The organism is Streptomyces sp. NPDC101219, assembly GCF_044767675.1.
Classification (GTDB): Bacteria; Actinomycetota; Actinomycetes; order Streptomycetales; family Streptomycetaceae; genus Streptomyces.
Genome location: NZ_JBIWOK010000012.1, coordinates 29,894 through 44,705, shown reverse-complemented (window position 1 = coordinate 44,705; position 14,812 = coordinate 29,894). Strand labels below are relative to the sequence as shown.

11 protein-coding genes are annotated in these 14,812 nt (G+C 74.8%); 3 read left to right on the top strand and 8 right to left on the bottom strand.

Translation table 11 applies throughout. The features are described from left to right. The first annotated feature begins 84 nt into the window (after positions 1 to 84). Together ACIRPP_RS23230 and ACIRPP_RS23225 are read left to right on the top strand one after the other, a co-directional pair. Positions 85 to 858 (top strand): IclR family transcriptional regulator, encoded by a 774-nt coding sequence (locus ACIRPP_RS23230; RefSeq protein ID WP_403646014.1) that lies wholly within the window; start codon positions 85 to 87, stop codon positions 856 to 858. Next, positions 855 to 1,718, top strand: coding sequence for an SMP-30/gluconolactonase/LRE family protein (locus ACIRPP_RS23225; RefSeq protein ID WP_403646011.1), 864 nt, complete (start codon positions 855 to 857; stop codon positions 1,716 to 1,718). The genes ACIRPP_RS23230 and ACIRPP_RS23225 overlap by 4 nt, the downstream gene beginning before the upstream one ends. 67 nt (positions 1,719 to 1,785) lie before the next feature. Here the strand turns inward: ACIRPP_RS23225 and ACIRPP_RS23220 are convergent, their stop codons facing one another. From ACIRPP_RS23220 to ACIRPP_RS23195, 6 genes are all read right to left on the bottom strand, one after another. After that, positions 1,786 to 3,189 carry an FAD-dependent monooxygenase gene (locus tag ACIRPP_RS23220; protein WP_403646008.1) on the bottom strand — a complete coding sequence of 468 codons (1,404 nt, stop codon included), beginning with the start codon at positions 3,187 to 3,189 and terminating at the stop codon, positions 1,786 to 1,788. Next, positions 3,179 to 4,381, bottom strand: a complete 1,203-nt coding sequence (locus ACIRPP_RS23215; RefSeq protein WP_403646006.1) for an MAB_1171c family putative transporter — start codon at positions 4,379 to 4,381, stop codon at positions 3,179 to 3,181. The genes ACIRPP_RS23220 and ACIRPP_RS23215 overlap by 11 nt, the downstream gene beginning before the upstream one ends. Continuing rightward, positions 4,378 to 5,562, bottom strand: a complete 1,185-nt coding sequence (locus ACIRPP_RS23210) for an MAB_1171c family putative transporter (protein ID WP_403646003.1) — start codon at positions 5,560 to 5,562, stop codon at positions 4,378 to 4,380. Before ACIRPP_RS23210 ends, ACIRPP_RS23215 begins: the two co-directional genes overlap by 4 nt. Beyond that, positions 5,559 to 6,083 (bottom strand): toxin, encoded by a 525-nt coding sequence (locus tag ACIRPP_RS23205; protein WP_403646000.1) that lies wholly within the window; start codon positions 6,081 to 6,083, stop codon positions 5,559 to 5,561. Before ACIRPP_RS23205 ends, ACIRPP_RS23210 begins: the two co-directional genes overlap by 4 nt. Positions 6,084 to 6,179: 96 nt before the next feature. Continuing rightward, the gene (locus ACIRPP_RS23200) at positions 6,180 to 7,406 is read right to left on the bottom strand and encodes a DUF6545 domain-containing protein (protein ID WP_403646386.1); all 1,227 of its coding nucleotides are present in this window, start codon (positions 7,404 to 7,406) and stop codon (positions 6,180 to 6,182) included. Positions 7,407 to 7,640: 234 nt separating this feature from the next. Next, positions 7,641 to 10,553, bottom strand: a complete 2,913-nt coding sequence (locus tag ACIRPP_RS23195) for a beta-galactosidase (RefSeq protein WP_403645997.1) — start codon at positions 10,551 to 10,553, stop codon at positions 7,641 to 7,643. A 371-nt stretch (positions 10,554 to 10,924) separates the two neighbouring features. Here ACIRPP_RS23195 and ACIRPP_RS23190 point away from each other — a divergent pair, with 371 nt between their 5' ends. Beyond that, the gene (locus tag ACIRPP_RS23190) at positions 10,925 to 11,581 is read left to right on the top strand and encodes a DUF4360 domain-containing protein (protein ID WP_403645995.1); all 657 of its coding nucleotides are present in this window, start codon (positions 10,925 to 10,927) and stop codon (positions 11,579 to 11,581) included. 111 nt (positions 11,582 to 11,692) lie between these two features. Here ACIRPP_RS23190 and ACIRPP_RS23185 read toward each other — a convergent pair whose 3' ends face one another. Together ACIRPP_RS23185 and ACIRPP_RS23180 are read right to left on the bottom strand one after the other, a co-directional pair. Further along, entirely contained in the window at positions 11,693 to 13,408 is a 1,716-nt protein-coding gene (locus ACIRPP_RS23185) for a pyridoxal phosphate-dependent aminotransferase (protein WP_403645992.1), read from the bottom strand. A gap of 185 nt (positions 13,409 to 13,593) precedes the next feature. Then, positions 13,594 to 14,772: an aldose epimerase family protein gene (locus ACIRPP_RS23180; RefSeq protein WP_403645989.1), complete on the bottom strand. Its 1,179-nt coding sequence runs from the start codon at positions 14,770 to 14,772 to the stop codon at positions 13,594 to 13,596. Positions 14,773 to 14,812 lie beyond the last annotated feature (40 nt).

The window sequence follows — 14,812 nt, the reverse complement described above, 5'->3', positions numbered from 1 at the left end:
GAACGCACCGGGAGCCGCCTCTCCGGCCACCCGACGTCTCGAACGGCAGCGGGCGCCTGAGACACACAGGGAGGGGGACCGGCCGTGGGACGCCTCGTACCAGCCGTGACCCGGGCTCTGGACATCCTCGAGCTCTTCCTCGACGGGGACGGGACGCTCTCCGCCCCCGACATCGTGCGCAAGCTGCAGCTGCCGCGCACCACCGTCCACGAGCTGGTCACCACGCTCGCCGCCCGCAAGTACCTGGTGCCCGTGGCCGGCGAGCCCGGCCGCTACCGGCTGGGGGTCCGCCCGTACCAGCTCGGCGCCCGCTACGCCGAACAGCTCGACCTCGCCGCCGAGGGCCAGCAGGTGGCCCGCACGATCGCCGAGACCTGCGACGAGACCGTGCACGTGGCCATCCTGGAGGACACCGACGTCATCTACATCGCGAAGGTGGACTCCACGCACGCCGTGCGGATGGTGTCCGCGGCCGGCCGCAGACTGCCCGCCCACTGCACCTCCGTGGGCAAGATGCTGCTGGCCTCGCTGCCCGAGCAGGAACTCGCCGCGCGCCTGCCCGACGGCGCCGAGCTGCCCGCGATGACCCCCAACAGCATCACCGACCCGGCCGTGCTGCGCGAGACCCTCGCCGGCATCCGGCGCCGGGGCGTCGCCGTGGAGAGCCGGGAGTCCAACCCCGACGTCAGCTGTGTGGCCGCGCCGGTGCGCGACCGCACCGGGCAGGTGGTCGCCGCGCTGTCCATCTCCGTACCGATGATCCGCTGGAGCCGCGAGCGGCAGGCCGAGCTGGAGCGCCTCGCCGTGAAGGGCGCCGCCGACCTGTCCGAACGGCTCGGCCACCGGAGTACGCCATGACCCCCCGTTCCCGCACCGCCCTGGAGGTGGCCGTCCGCGCGGAGGCCACCCTGGGCGAAGGGCCCGTCTGGGACGCGGCCGCCGGCCGCCTGCGGTGGATCGACATCCTCGCCGCCCGCCTGCACACCTACGATCCGGCCACCGGCCGGCGCACCGTGCGCACCGTGGACCAGCACGTGGGCGCGGCCCGCCCCCGCGCGGGCGGCGGCCTCGTCCTCAACCTGCGCGACGGCATCGGACTGCTCGACCCCGACGACACCTTCCGCTGGCTGCACCGCGAGCCCGTCCCCGGCCGCCGCGGCAACGACGCGGGTGTCGCCCCCGACGGCACGCTGTGGGCCGGCACCATGCGCTATGACGAGGCCGCCGGCGGCGGCACCCTCACCCGGTTCCTGCCGGACGGCACCGCCGAGACGGTGCTGGACGACGTGACGGTGAGCAACGGCACCGGCTGGAGCCCCGACGGCCGGCGCATGTACTACATCGACACCCCGACCCGCCGCGTCGACGTCTTCGACGTCGGCCCCGACGGGCGGGTCACCGGCCGCCGGCCCCTGGCCGTCGTCGAGGAGGGCGCGGGCTTCCCCGACGGCCTCACCGTCGACGCCGACGGCTGCGTCTGGGTCGCCCTGTGGGACGGCGCGGCGGTCCGCCGCTACACCCCCGACGGCACCCTGGACCGGGTGATCCCGCTCCCCGTGCCCCGGGTCACCGCCTGCGCCTTCGGCGGGCCCGGCCTGGGCGACCTGTACGTCACCACGGCCCGCGTGGGACTGACGGCCCCGCACCCGCTGGCCGGTTCCCTGCTGGTCGTCCTCGATGCCGGACGGGGCCTGGTCCAGCCGGTGTTCGGCGGCTGAGCGAGGGCCGGGGGCCCGGCCGGGCCCCCGCTCACCGGCCGGTGCGGTCGTCAGCCGCCGCAGCGGCTCACCGGCCGGTGCGGTCCAGCCGCCGCAGCAGCTCGCGTTCGGAACGGGTCAGCGGCGGCTCGGCCGACGGCGGCAGCGGGGAACCGGCCAGGACGGCCAGGACCGTGTCCGGGCGGAACATGCGGACCGCCGGGGTGCGCATGCTGGTGACGTCCCAGACGGCCCGGGCCGCCGGGTAGGAGCCGGTGGCCGCCCGCATCATGCGGCGCGCGTACGCCCCGACGACCCGGTCCGCCGTCCCCGGCCGGCCGCCCCGCACCCCCGGGTAGTGGACGTCCTGGCTGATGGCCGACGACCACGCGGCGTGCACCGCCCGGGCGGCGCCGCGCAGCACCCGCCGGCCCAGCCCGGGCGCGGTCAGCTCCGCACGCCCCAGCTCCCGGGCCAGCGCCCGGGCCCCGAACGCGGCCACCGTCATGCCCTGCCCGTAGGCCGGGTTGAACGTCCCCAGCGCGTCGCCGATCACCGTGAAGCCCTCGGGCCAGCGCGGCGTCTTCTCCAGGTACCGCCGCACGTTGCTGGTCGACCGGCTCAGGTGCACGTCCGTGAGCGGTTCGGCCCCCGAGACGAGCCGCCCCACGATCGGGTCCGGCAGGGCCAGCATGTACCGCAGGAACCCCTCCGGGTCCGCCGGGGGTTCGCCGCCGCGGGTGCCGCCGCAGCTCACCAGCCAGCGATCGCCCTCGATCGGCATGACCATCGCGCTGCGCCCCGGCCGTGACGCGTACGGGTTCGGCTGCACCACGGTCAGCGGGAACCGGCCCGCGCCCTCGGGCACCCGGTAGATGCGGGTCGCGTTGACCAGCCCGGCGTCCACGGTCCGCTCCTGCACGCCCGACATGCCCAGCGCGTCCAGCCAGCCGACGACCCGGGTGCCGCGCCCGCCGGCGTCCACCACGAAGTCCGCAGGCAGGTCGGTGTCCCCGCCCGGCGTCGCCAGCCGCACCCCGGTCACCCGGTCGAGGGAGCCCGTCAGGCCGATCACCGCCGCCTTGCGGAACCGCACCCCCGGCGCCTGGTCCAGCACCGCCGAGCGCACCACCCAGTCCAGCAGCGCACGGCTGCACGTGATCATGCTCGGGCCGTCCAGCCGCCACCGCCGCAGCCAGCCCTCCGAGGTCAGCGCGAGCATGCCGTGGGCGAGGGATATCTCGTGCGCCCCGGCGGCGAGCAGCCGCTTGCGCAGGTGCGCGGCCGGCATCAGTTCCTCCAGGGCGTTCGCGCCGCCGGCCATGAGCAGGTGCGCGTGCCGCCCCTGCGGCAGCCCCCGGCGGTGCTCCGGGCCGTCGGGCAGCTCGTCGCGGTCCAGCACGATCACCTCGTCCACGCCCGCGCCGGACAGGACGGCGGCGGCCAGCATGCCGGCCAGGCCCGCACCGATGACGACAGCTCTACGCGACATGGGGCTCCTCGGGTTCGGCCATGGGATCGGCCATGGCGGACGGCACGGTGCCGTCGGGGGCGGCGGGCGGACGGGTCAGCGCCTGGGCCAGCTCGACCAGTCCGCCCGTGCCGGAGACCTCGGTGGCGTGCAGCCGGTACGTGCCGGAGCCCTCGGGCGGCTCCGCGCGCGCGGCGGCCCGGCGGGCGGCCTCGGTGAGCATCGCCGCCTCCGCGGTGAGCCGGGCCCGGTGCGGGGTGCTGCCGGCGGCCAGGGCGGCGTCCCGCACGCGCTCCCTGAGCCGGTGGTCGAAGTACGGGGCCAGCGCCAGCAGGGCGTCGTGGATGGCGACCTCCCGCCACTGCAGCCGCTCCTGCGGCAGCAGCCGGCTGACCGGGGGCGGCCCGGGAGTCGTGGAGGCCGGCCCCACCAGCGCCCACAGCGGCTCCAGGCGCCGGTGGTCCACCAGCGCCCGCCGGTGGGCGAGCACCGGCGGCAGCAGCCGGGGCAGCAGGAAGCCCGCCGAGCACAGCAGGGCGGCCAGCGAGGCCATCGGCGGGGCGACGCGCGTGGACAGGACGTCCAGGTCGTTACCCGTCCAACGCGCCACGACGGCGGTGTACTTGGCCAGCTGGAAGCCCACCAGGTCCAGCAGCGCGCCCAGCACGATCAGCCGCAGCCCGGTGCGCAGGGAACCGGTGACCTCCCGACCCCACTTCAGGCACACCAGGCACAGCGCGAGCATCGCGGCGCTGTGCCCGAGCAGGTAGAGCAGGATCATCTCCCGCAGGTACGGCGTGGTGGCGTAGTACGTGTCGAGGTCGGTCAGCCGCTCGCTGTCCGGGTCGGCGAGCGCGAACAGCGCCACGAGGGCGACGGTGAGCACCCCGTAGGCCGCCACGGTCCGCAGCACCAGCCGCCGCACCCGGGCGCGGGGCCCGCCCCGCCAGTTGATGAGGAGCACCAGCACGGCGCAGCTGTACGCGTTGAGCATGCCGTAGGTCAGCGGCGCGCCGAAGTTGGGGATGCCGGTGAGGTCGTTGACGGCGGCCAGGGTGGGCGGGGCGGCGCACACGAAGACCAGGGCGCCCAGGACGATCGCCAGCCAGGTGGACAGGGTGAGCGGGTTGCGCAGCGCGGCGCGGGGACGGCGGGCCAGCAGCACGGACGTCAGGCCGAACATCAGGCCGCCGAGGTACACGAGGAGGCTCACGCGGTCCCCGCAGGGCTCGTGCCGCCGGCCACCGGCGCCGCCCGCAGGGGCGGGGCCACGGCGGACAGCGCGTCGGCGATCCGGGCCAGCCCCGCCGGTCCGGGGACCCGGTCGAGGAGGCGTCCGGCGCCGTCGGGCGGGGGTGTGCCGGTCCGGGCGTCCGCCTCGTCCCGTACCGCGGCGGTGATCACCGCCGCCCAGGCGGCGGCCTCCGCCCACTCCGGGTCGCCCGTCGTGCCGAGGGCCGCGGCGCGGGTCCGGTCGTACAGGTGCCGGTCGAAGTAGGCGTCCAGGTGGCTCAGCGCGTTGTGGATGCTGGTCTGACGCCACATCAGCCGGGTGGCGGGGGAGCAGCAGCGGGGGCGGGGCAGGCGCAGCGACCGCCGGGTGAGGAGCCCGTCCAGGACCCGCTCCAGGGGTGCCAGCCGGGCGTACGTGCGGCGCGCCGTGCGCCAGTCCGTCACCCGCGGCCCCACCAGCGGGACGAGGACCCCGGTCACCGTCATCACCGCGCCGAGGCCCGCCGCGGCCGGGGAGACGGCGGTGCCGAGCGCCGACCAGTCCCGCCCGGTCCAGCGGGCGCCCACCGCGATCAGTTTGGCCACGCTGTACCCGGCGCCGCACAGGGAACCGGCCCCGAACAGGGTCAGTCCCGCCCGCAGCCGGCCGCGCACCCGGCGCGCCCACGTCAGCGACGACACCGTGGTGACGGTGACCGCGACGAGGTGGGCGAGCAGGTACAGCACGATCATCTGCGCGATCCACGGCGTGGTCGCGTAGTAGGTGTCCAGGTCGGTGCGGCGTTCCTCGGGCGCGTCGGCGAGCGTGAACGTCACGGCGATCCCGAGGACCACGCCCGCGTAGGCGAGGATCCAGCGCCGGGCGGTGCGGTGCACCCGGGGTCCTCCCCGCCAGTGGACGATCAGCACCTGGGAGGCGGCGCAGTACGCGGTGATCGCCGCGTACGTCACGGGTGCCGCGAGGTTCGGCACGCCGCTGAGCCGGTTGACCGCGCCGACCGTGGGCGGCGCCCCCAGGGCGAAGCACAGTCCCGCGAGGCCCAGCACCGCGCAGATGGCCCGCAGGTACGGGTCGCGCCGGTGCCGCAGCAGGTCCGGCGCCCTGACCAGCAGGCCGAGCCACAGCACGCCGCAACTGACGTAGTTGATGAGGCCGTTCATCGCCGGGTCCCGCGGTGGTTCAGCGCGGCCCCGATGCGTGCGGCGAGGTCCTGGGGTTCCTGCCCGGTACCGCCCTCCGTGGCGAACACCGAGTCGGGGGTGGCCTCCAGCCAGGTGCGCAGCCGGCGCCCCATCAGCATGCCGAAGCGGTCCGCCTCCTGCTCCTCGGCCTCGCTGAAGTCGGTGCGGGCGGCGACGCGTTCACCCGGCCCGGCCGCGGGGGAGGGGTCGAGTCCGCGCCGGTGCATGTGCCACACCTCGTGGCAGAGGATCACGATCTGGTGCCAGACCGCGGCCCGTTCGTCCACCACCACGTCGTCGTGGCTCTCGCGGTCCAGCCACAGTCCGCTGGCCGTGTGCGGCGGGAACGCCGCCCGGTGGACGACGACGTCACGCCCGCGCCAGGCGCTGACCGAGGCGACCAGCGCGTCGAACAGGTCCTCCGGTTCGGCCGGGACGGCCACCCTGATGGGGTCGATGAGGGCGTCGGCGAGGCGTCGCATCTCCTTCCTGGTACGCACCGGTGTCTCCCTGTTCTCCCGGAACCCCTGGGCCTGGTTCGGTCACCCGTGCAATATGCCAAGCGAGGTGCCGTTCCGGCCACCTCTGCGGGTGCGTCACTCGGTGACCGGCACCGTCCGGTCGGCACGGGCGCGGACCGTGCGCAGGTCGTCGGGGCGCCGCAGGGCGCGGGAGACCGCCCCGATGCCCCGCAGCAGGTCCGTGGTGTCCCGGTCGCGGGCGGCCCCGCCGTCGTCCGCCCGGGGCCCGGCCTCCACGGCGTCCAGGATCACCACGGCCGCCGCGAGCGCCCTGGCCCGCTCCGGCGGGTGTCCCAGGCCGAGGGCGGCGGCGTGGGACCGCTCGTGCAGCCGCTCGTCGATGCGCCGGGCCAGCGGCAGCAGGACGTCCCGGATGAAGGTCTCCCGCCGGGTCAGCCGCAGTTCGATGCTGGCGCGCAGCACGAAGGGGACCCCGGAGCCGTGCACGCGCCGCATCAGCAGGTACAGGGGCCGCAGTTGGTGGTGGGCCAGACGCAGCCGCCACCGCTCGTGCAGGTACTGGCCGGCGTGCGGCAGGATGAAGCCGACGGCGATCGACACCGCGGACAGGCAGGCCAGCGCCGGGGCCACGTGGAGGTTCAGCCAGTCCAGGTCCCGGCCCGCCCAACGGGCGCCCACCGCCGTCAGCTTGGCTGCGTCGAAGCCCAGGTTCAGCGCGTAGCCGACGCCCAGGAACATCAGTCCCCAGCGCAGCAGGGCGTCGAGTCCGTCGGTGCGGATCCAGTTCCAGATCAGCTTCGAGGTGATGAGCACGGCCACGGTGTGCGCGAGGAGGTACAGCAGGATCTCCTCGCGCATGAACGGCGTGGTGGCGTAGTACGTGTCCAGGTCGCGGGTCCGCTCCACGGGCACGTCCGCGAGGGCGAACAGCACCCACAGCAGCACGATCACGCCGCCGTAGCAGGACAGCACCCAGCGGGTGGCGCGGCGGGTGGAGGCGGAGTGCTCCGACAGGCCGTTGCGCCAGGCGATGATCAGCACCAGGCAGGAGCCGCAGAACGCGGTCAGCAGCGAATACACCCAGGGTGCCGAGATGTTGGGCACGCCGGTGACCCGGTTGACCCACACGATGGTCGACGGCGCGACGAACACGAAGACCGCGCAGGCGAGCAGCAGCAGCCCGCCGACCGCGCGCAGCAGCGGATCCGTCCACAGCCGGATGATCGTCGGCAGCTTGATGGCGAGGGCGGCGGCGAGCACGGCGGCCGGGATCCACCAGAACGAGGGGTAGAAGTCGCTGAGGAACGAGGCCGGGCCCAGGGCCGCGTCCGCGGACTCCATCGCGTCCCCCGCTCTCGTCACCGCCGTGGTCACAGTCGTTCGAGACTACGCGCCCGCGCGCGTCCGCGTCAGGCGAACCGGTGACCGCTGTTCCGCCCGGAGGGGGTCATGTGGCCGCGCGGGAGGGCGAGTTGGGGACCGGCGTGAGGATCGCACCGGCCCGGCGGGGCGGGGCCGTATCCGCCGGGCGCGCCAACCGTTGGGGACGGGAGCGGGCGGGGGCCGGGGCGGGGCTCACCGCCCCGGCGAGTCCACCGCCTTCACCGGAACGCCCCCCGAGGCCGCCCCGATCAGCGTCAGCCGTACGTCGCGGGGCCCCGCGGGGGTGGTCCCGTCGGCCAGCACCGCCAGGGCCAGGGTGTTGGCACCGCGGGTGCGCAGGATCCCGTTGGGCAGCACGAAGGTGTGCTGCGGGCCCACGTCGTTGATGTACTGGCCCATGTTCCAGCCGTTGAGGAAGATCTGGACGCGGTAGGCGCGCCCCGGGTCGTCGTCCAGGGTGAGGCCGACGGAGGCGTCCACGCCGGGGTCGACGTCCAGCCGGAACCGCGTCCGGTACCAGGTCACTCCCTGCCGCCGCCGCGCGCCCAGGGAGTCGACGCGGCGCCAGTCCGCGTCGTCGTACCCCGGCAGGTGCCAGCCGGCGCGCTCCCCGAACAGCCCGCCGTGGTTGAGCGGTCCGCGCACCGGGTCCGGTTCCCGGGCGCCCTGGATCCGCCAGGTCACCGTGGCGTCGGCGCCCTGGAAGGCGACGGACCGCAGCCCGCGCCCCGCCCGGTACGCGGAGGGCTCCTCGCCGTCCGCGTGCTGCATCGGCCGGACCAGCACGGACAGCACGTGGCGTTCCCGCCCGCGCAGCTCCCCGGGCACGGCGAAGGACACCGTGGCCTTCCAGGTGCCCCGGTCCGCGGTGTCCGCGCCGGGCACCGGCATGCGGTGCGTGCCCAGCGGGCGCCCGTCCAGCCAGGCCATCAACAGCCCCTGCGTACCCGTGCGGTAGGACAGGGACACCGTCTCCAGGCCGCGGGCGTCCGCGACCCGCCCCCGGTACCAGACGTCGCCGTAGTGGAAGCCGTAGTCGTCGGCGAACAGCACCGGCTGCCCGTCGGGCACGGGCGTGGTGCTGTGGGAGGCGGTGAGGTCGGCGGTCCGCCATCCGGAGTCGTCGTAGCCCGGGTCGGCCTCCGGGTTCTCCGCTCGCCGCCGCCAGCCCGTCAGGGCGGGCAGCTCCGGCCGGTCCACGCCCGGCAGCAGCCCCTCCAGCACCAGGCTGCCGGCCCGGCTGACGGTGGTGCGCACCGGGCGGCCGTTCCAGGTCACGGCGGTCGTGCCGCGCGGCGCCCACACCTCCAGGCCGGTCTCGCCGGCGGTGTCCCCGGTGAGATGGAGGGTGGAGCCGCGCACGGTGGCCGACCGCAGCAGGGCGGGGCCGTGGACCAGCAGCGGGCCGGACGGCGTCTCGTAGGGCCACATGCGCTGCGCGCCCGCGTCGTCCACGAACAGCAGCACCATGGGCGTGTCGGAGTCGCCGTTCTCCACCAGCACCCGGGCCAGTCCGCCCGCCCCGAGCGGCACCGCCACGTTGAGCCGGCCCTGGTCGTAGGACCACGCGGGCTCCTCGTCCAGGCGGTTGGTGAGCGGCTGGGTGTCGCAGTCCAGCGCGACCTGCGCCATCTCGCCGTGGCGGCCCGCGAACACGGCGAGGTCGTGCCGGCCGGCGGTCATGCTGAGCATGGGCTGCACGGTGGAGTGGGCCAGCCTGCGGTGCCCCAGCCGGACGTCCCCGAGGAGCAGCTTGGCGTCCCGCGGTCCGATGCTCACCGGGGCGTTCACGGCGGTGCCCGGCAGGGCGGTGGTGACCTGCTCGTCGGAGTCGTTGCGCAGGACGTACACCTGGGCGCCGGTGTCGGGGTTGGCCAGGTGGTACACGGTCACCCGGTCGTCCTGCGCGCGGACCTCCTTCGCCGGGTCGAGCCGGGCGAGGTCCGGCACGGTCCGCAGCAGGTGGCCCAGTTGCTGCATCGGGGCCAGCTTGGGTGAGACGCGGCGGGCCTCGTCGATGGCCGCACCGTGGTCGTAGGAGGTGTAGACGTTCGTCCCGGGGAGCCAGCCCCAGGAGGTGCCGCCGAACGCCGTCCGGGCGTTGTGGACGGTGATCCCGCCGGCGAGGAGGGTGAGCGTCGTGCGCCGCTCGTAGGCCGCGTCGCGGATCCGGCGCACCTCGCCGTAGCCCTTGCCGCCGGAGGCCGCCCCGCCCCACGGGTCGGCCGCGCCGGCCGCCGAGGACGCCACGATGCCGGGGGTGCCCGGCCGGGACGCGGCGCCGCCCGCGAGGCGCACGGGGTCGGCGGGGACCCGGTCGGGCGCGGTGTCGGCGTCGACGGCGTACAGCCACGGCTCGCCGGTGGTGTCCGGCGTGCCGCCCGTGCGGAACACCGGGACGTCGATGCGGTCGGCGCGCAGGCGCGCGTACAGGCGCTCGGTGGCGGCGCGCGCCTCGGCGGGGGCGGCGTCGCGCGCGTCCTCCAGCTGGTACAGCAGCACCGTGCCGCGGCCCGCCGTGTACAGGTGCCGCACCGCCACGGAGTTGACCGCGCCGAGCCAGGCGTCGGCGTGCCGCAGGTACTCCGGGTCGTCGCCGCGCGCGGTGGCCCCGGTGGCCGTCAGCCAGCCCGGGAGCCCGCCGGCGTCCAGGTCGGCGCCGAGGTGCGGGCCGGGGCGCAGCACCACGTACAGGCGCTCCTCGGCGGCGGTGCGCAGGAACAGGTCCAGATCGCGCACCCCGCTGAAGTCGTGCTCGCCGGGGGCGGGGGAGTGGTAGTTCCAGGCGACCGGGACGGTGACCGCGTTGTGGCCGTGGGCGCGCAGCTTCTGCAGGACGTCGCGCCACAGCGACGGGCTGGGCAGCCGGAAGGGGTGCACCTCGCCGGACCACAGCACCAGGCGCCGGTTGTCGACCAGGAGCGAGTACCGGTCGTGGCCGATCCGGTGCCGCCTGCCGTCGGCGGTGGGCGGAGGGGGAGGCGGACCCGTCGGCACGGCGCGCGTCCCGCGGGGACCGGTCGCCGCCCCGCCGCTGCCGGCCAGGGCGAGTCCGAGCGCCGCCGTCCCGGCCAGGGCGGTGAAGGTACGCCTGCTGAGCTCCAAGGGAGCGCCTCCTGCCGTGCTGCCCGCCGCCCGCTGTCGCGGCGGGGCGCCGGGGGTTGCTGGTGGTGCTGGTGGGCCATTGTCTACGAACCGGACCCCCGTCGTTCACGCGCGGTCCCGTTACGTCCTGTTTGCCGCTTTGCGGTCCGCCGGACGTGAATGGCCGGAGTTCGCTCTGTCCCCGGTCCGCCGCGCTCCGTACGATTCCACCGCTCCCGGCCTTCACAGCACCTTCATGCCTCCTTCACGGGGCCGGGGGCTCGTGTCCGCATGTTTGGCATGTACATGACGCTTCAACGAGTGTCGTGCGACAAGGCGCCGCCCGGTCCGTGACCGGGCGGCGCACCCCCCACCGATCCGGATGGAGAACCATGGCTGGTGGCCTGCTCATGAGCGCCGCGGTGGCCGCGCTGCTCACCGCCGCGATACCCGCCCACAACCCCGCCTCGTCCTCTTTCGAGGACCCGCCCCCGGACAAGATCGTCATCAAGGTCGCCACGGTGAACGGCTCCGGCTGTCCCGCGGGTACCGCCGCCGTCGCCGTCTCGGCGGACAACACCGCGTTCACGGTGACCTACAGCGACTACCTCGCCCAGGTGGGCGGCAACTCCGGGCCCACCGACTTCCGCAAGAACTGCCAGCTCAGCCTGCTCGTCCACGTGCCCCAGGGCTTCACCTACGCCGTGGCCAGCGCCGACTACCGCGGCTTCGCCTCGCTCCAGCCCGGCGCCAAGGGCACCCAGAGAGCCTCGTACTACTTCCAGGGCTCACCGAACACCGAGTACCGCACCCACAACTACGCCGGCCCCTACAACGACAACTGGCAGGCCACGGACACCACCGACTGGGCCCAGCTGGTCTGGGCGCCCTGCGGAGTGCAGCGCAACTTCAACATCAACACCGAACTGCGGCTGAACGCGGGCACCTCGTCCCCGCACAAGGTCAGCTTCATGACCATGGACTCCACCGACGGGGACATCAGCACCATCTACCACCTCGCCTGGAAGCAGTGCCCGGGCAGGTCCTGACGTGACCGGGCGGGCCGGCACGCACCCCGCGGGGACGCGCGCCGGCCCGCCCGCACGCGGGACCGGCAGCGCTTCCCGCCCGCCCGCAGCGACCCGGCCGCAGCGCCCCGGTCAGCCCGCCGCGTTCGGCCAGGACTGCGCCCCCGGCCAGCCCGTCGCCGGGGCGGCGGAGAGGCCGTCGGTGCCCCGTACCTGGGCGGCGGTGAGACCGCCGCGGGCCGGCACACCGGGCGGTGTGAGCCCCGAGGGCTGCTGCGGCACCTGGGGCGCCGCGAACGCCGCCGCCGCGGCGGGCACCGGCTGCGGCGCCGGCACCGGCTCCGGGACCGGAAGCGACACCGGCTCCGGGTAGGTGACCGGCCCCTGGGCCGCCGCGGGCTGCGGCACGGCCTGCGCGGCGGGCACCGGCTGCGGCACCGGGGCCGGCGCGGGCAGGGGCGGCTGCGGCTGCGGCGGAGCCGGGGAGGCTGCCGCCGGCATCGGCATCCCGCCGAACGTGTCCGCCGGTGCGGCGGACGCGGCGGCGGGGAGCGGCATGCCGGTGCCGGCGGCCGGAGCGGCCGCGATGCCGGGGGCGGTGCCCGACCCGACGGCCTGAGCGGCCAGGCCCCGGGTGCCGGACCCGTTGGTCTCGCTCACCAGGCGGTCCACCGCCGCCGTGCCCGAGCTGTAGCCGGTCCCTGTGGCCGGCTCGGGCACGGCGGCTCCCCTCCTGGACGTCCCGTAGAGCACCTGTTCCAGGCCGGACACCAGGCGACGCACATCCACCTGGGGACGCACCACGAGACGCAGGAAGCGGCTGGAGGAACCGATCTTGTTGCCGCACTCGCGGACCAGGATCCGGTGCTCGGTGAGCATCCGGTCCCGGACCACGGTGCCCTCGGCGCCCACGGGGAGGCGCACGAAGAGGAAGTTGCCCTGCGAGGGGTAGACCGTCAGCCCGGGCAGCGAGGAGAGCTGGCCGGACATGTCCATCCGGTCGCGGCGGACCTGGTGCAGACTCTGGGCGTACTCGGCGCCGTGCTCCTTCAGCATGAACACCACGTGCTCGGCGAAGGAGTTGAGGTTCCACTTGGGGAGCATGGACCGCACCCGTCCGGCGAGCGCCGGGTTGGCGACCAGGTAGCCGAAGCGGATGCCGTGCAGGCCGAAGTTCTTGCCGAGGCTGCGCAGCACGATCACGTTGGGGCGCAGCATCGCCTCCTGCACCACGCTCGGTTCGTTCTCCGCGTCGGCGAACTCCAGAAACGACTCGTCGATCACCACCAGGTCCAGATCGGCCATGGCGTCCATGAACTGCACGATCGCGTGCTTGTGCAGGAAGCCGCCGTCGGGGTTGTTGGGGTTGCAGATGACGGCGACCCGGGTGCCGCGCGCCCGGATGAACTCGGCGTACTGCGCGAGATCGAGGGCGAATCTGCTGGACTCCTGGAGCGGGTACATGTCGACCCGCTTGCCGGTCTCCATGGGCTGGTCGGTCCAGCGGCCGAAGGTGGGCACGGGGACGGCGAGCGACTCGCGGACGAGGAGGTGGTCGATCCAGGTGATCAGCTCCGTGGAGCCGTTGCCCATGGCCACGCACTGCGGGGGCAGCTGGAGCAGGCTGCACAGCTCGGCCGTGATCGTGTCGGCGCCGCTCGGGTAGTACGTGACGATCTCGCGCAGCCTCGCCGCCATCTCCTCGAACATGGCGGGGGTGGGGAAGTACGGATTGCAGGGGATGCAGAAGTCCACCGGCCCGGCCCCGTCGCTCTCCCGCGTCAGCGCCGCCATCGACGGACTGTGCGCCGCGGTGCTGCGGAACAACGAGGTGACGTTGTCGGCCATGGAACCTCCGTGTACGGCGGGCCCGCCGGGGACGAACCGGGCCCGTCATGCGTGGGTGGCCCGCGCGGGGGAGCACGGGCCACCGGTACATACGAAGGGGCGTGTGACGCCGTTCAACCGGTGTGAAAAAACTGTGACGGCGGGAACGCGGGGCGCGTGTTGCGCGTCACGCGCCCCCGCGGGGGTCACACACCGAACGAGTGGACCGTCGTCGTGCGGTACGTCTCGCCGGGCCGCAGCACGGTCGACGGGAACGACGGCTGGTTCGGCGAGTCCGGGAAGTGCTGGGTCTCCAGGCACAGCCCGTCGCCCTGCCGGTAGACCCGGCCGCCGGTGCCCACCAGGGTGCCGTCGAGGAAGTTGCCGGAGTAGAACTGCAGGCCCGGCTCGTTCGTGGTGATCCGCAGGGTGCGTCCCGAGGACGGGTCGCGCAGGGTCGCCGCGTGCCCCGGCCGGGAGGTGATGCCCTTGTCGAGCACCCAGTTGTGGTCGAAGCCCTGCCCGTACAGCACCTGCTGGTGGGCGGTGCGGATGTCCCGGCCGATCGGCTTGGCCCGCCGGAAGTCGAAGGGGGTGGCCGCGACCCGGGCCCGCTCGCCGGTGGGGATCAGCCCCGCGTCGACCGGCGTGAACCGGGAGGCATCGATGGACAGTTCGTGGTCCAGGACGGTGCCGCTGCTCTCGCCGGCCAGGTTCCAGTAGACGTGGCTGGTGAGGTTGACGACGGTGGCCCGGTCGGTGCGGGCCTCGTAGTCGACGCGCCAGTCGCCCTGGCGGGTCAGGGTGTAGGTGACCCGGACGCGCAGCGTGCCCGGGTAGCCCATCTCGCCGTCGGCGCTGGTCAGGCTCAGGTGAAGACCGACGTCGGAGCCCCGGGTGAACGGCTCCACGTCCCAGACCCGCTTGTCGAAGCCCTTCTCCCCGCCGTGCAGGCTGTTCTCCCCGTCGTTGACGGACAGCTGGTACGTGCGGCCGTCCAGGGTGAAGCGGCCCCGGTCGATGCGGTTGCCGTAGCGGCCGATCAGGGCGCCGAAGTAGGGGCTGGAGGAGACGTAGGGCTCCAGGCTGCCGAAGCCGAGGGAGACGTTCGCGTACCGGCCGCGCCGGTCCGGGATCTCCAGGGACTGCACGATGCCGCCGTAGGACAGCACCCGCATCCGGGTCCCGCCGTTCTCCAGCGCCCAGCTGTCGACCTCCGTGCCGTCCGCGAGCCGCCCGAAGGGCGTCCGCACCGGCCCGCGCCCGCCCCCGCCGCCGGGCCGGCCGGGCGCGGCGTGCGCGGTGCCCCCGGTCGCGGTCGCGGTGGCGGCGGCCAGGCCGGCCGCCGCGGCGCCCGCCATGATGGTGCGTCTGTTCAGTTCCATGAACTACTCCGTCGAGGAGGGGCCCCGCCGTCCGGCGGGG

What these genes read in the sequence shown, in the direction of transcription:
- ACIRPP_RS23225 (WP_403646011.1), top strand. Translation starts at nt 855, where the DNA reads ATGACCCCCCGTTCCCGCACCGCCCTGGAGGTGGCCGTCCGCGCGGAG.
- ACIRPP_RS23220 (WP_403646008.1), bottom strand. Translation starts at nt 3,189, where the DNA reads ATGTCGCGTAGAGCTGTCGTCATCGGTGCGGGCCTGGCCGGCATGCTG.
- ACIRPP_RS23210 (WP_403646003.1), bottom strand. Translation starts at nt 5,562, where the DNA reads ATGAACGGCCTCATCAACTACGTCAGTTGCGGCGTGCTGTGGCTCGGC.
- ACIRPP_RS23200 (WP_403646386.1), bottom strand. Translation starts at nt 7,406, where the DNA reads ATGGAGTCCGCGGACGCGGCCCTGGGCCCGGCCTCGTTCCTCAGCGAC.
- ACIRPP_RS23190 (WP_403645995.1), top strand. Translation starts at nt 10,925, where the DNA reads ATGGCTGGTGGCCTGCTCATGAGCGCCGCGGTGGCCGCGCTGCTCACC.
- ACIRPP_RS23185 (WP_403645992.1), bottom strand. Translation starts at nt 13,408, where the DNA reads ATGGCCGACAACGTCACCTCGTTGTTCCGCAGCACCGCGGCGCACAGT.
- ACIRPP_RS23180 (WP_403645989.1), bottom strand. Translation starts at nt 14,772, where the DNA reads ATGGAACTGAACAGACGCACCATCATGGCGGGCGCCGCGGCGGCCGGC.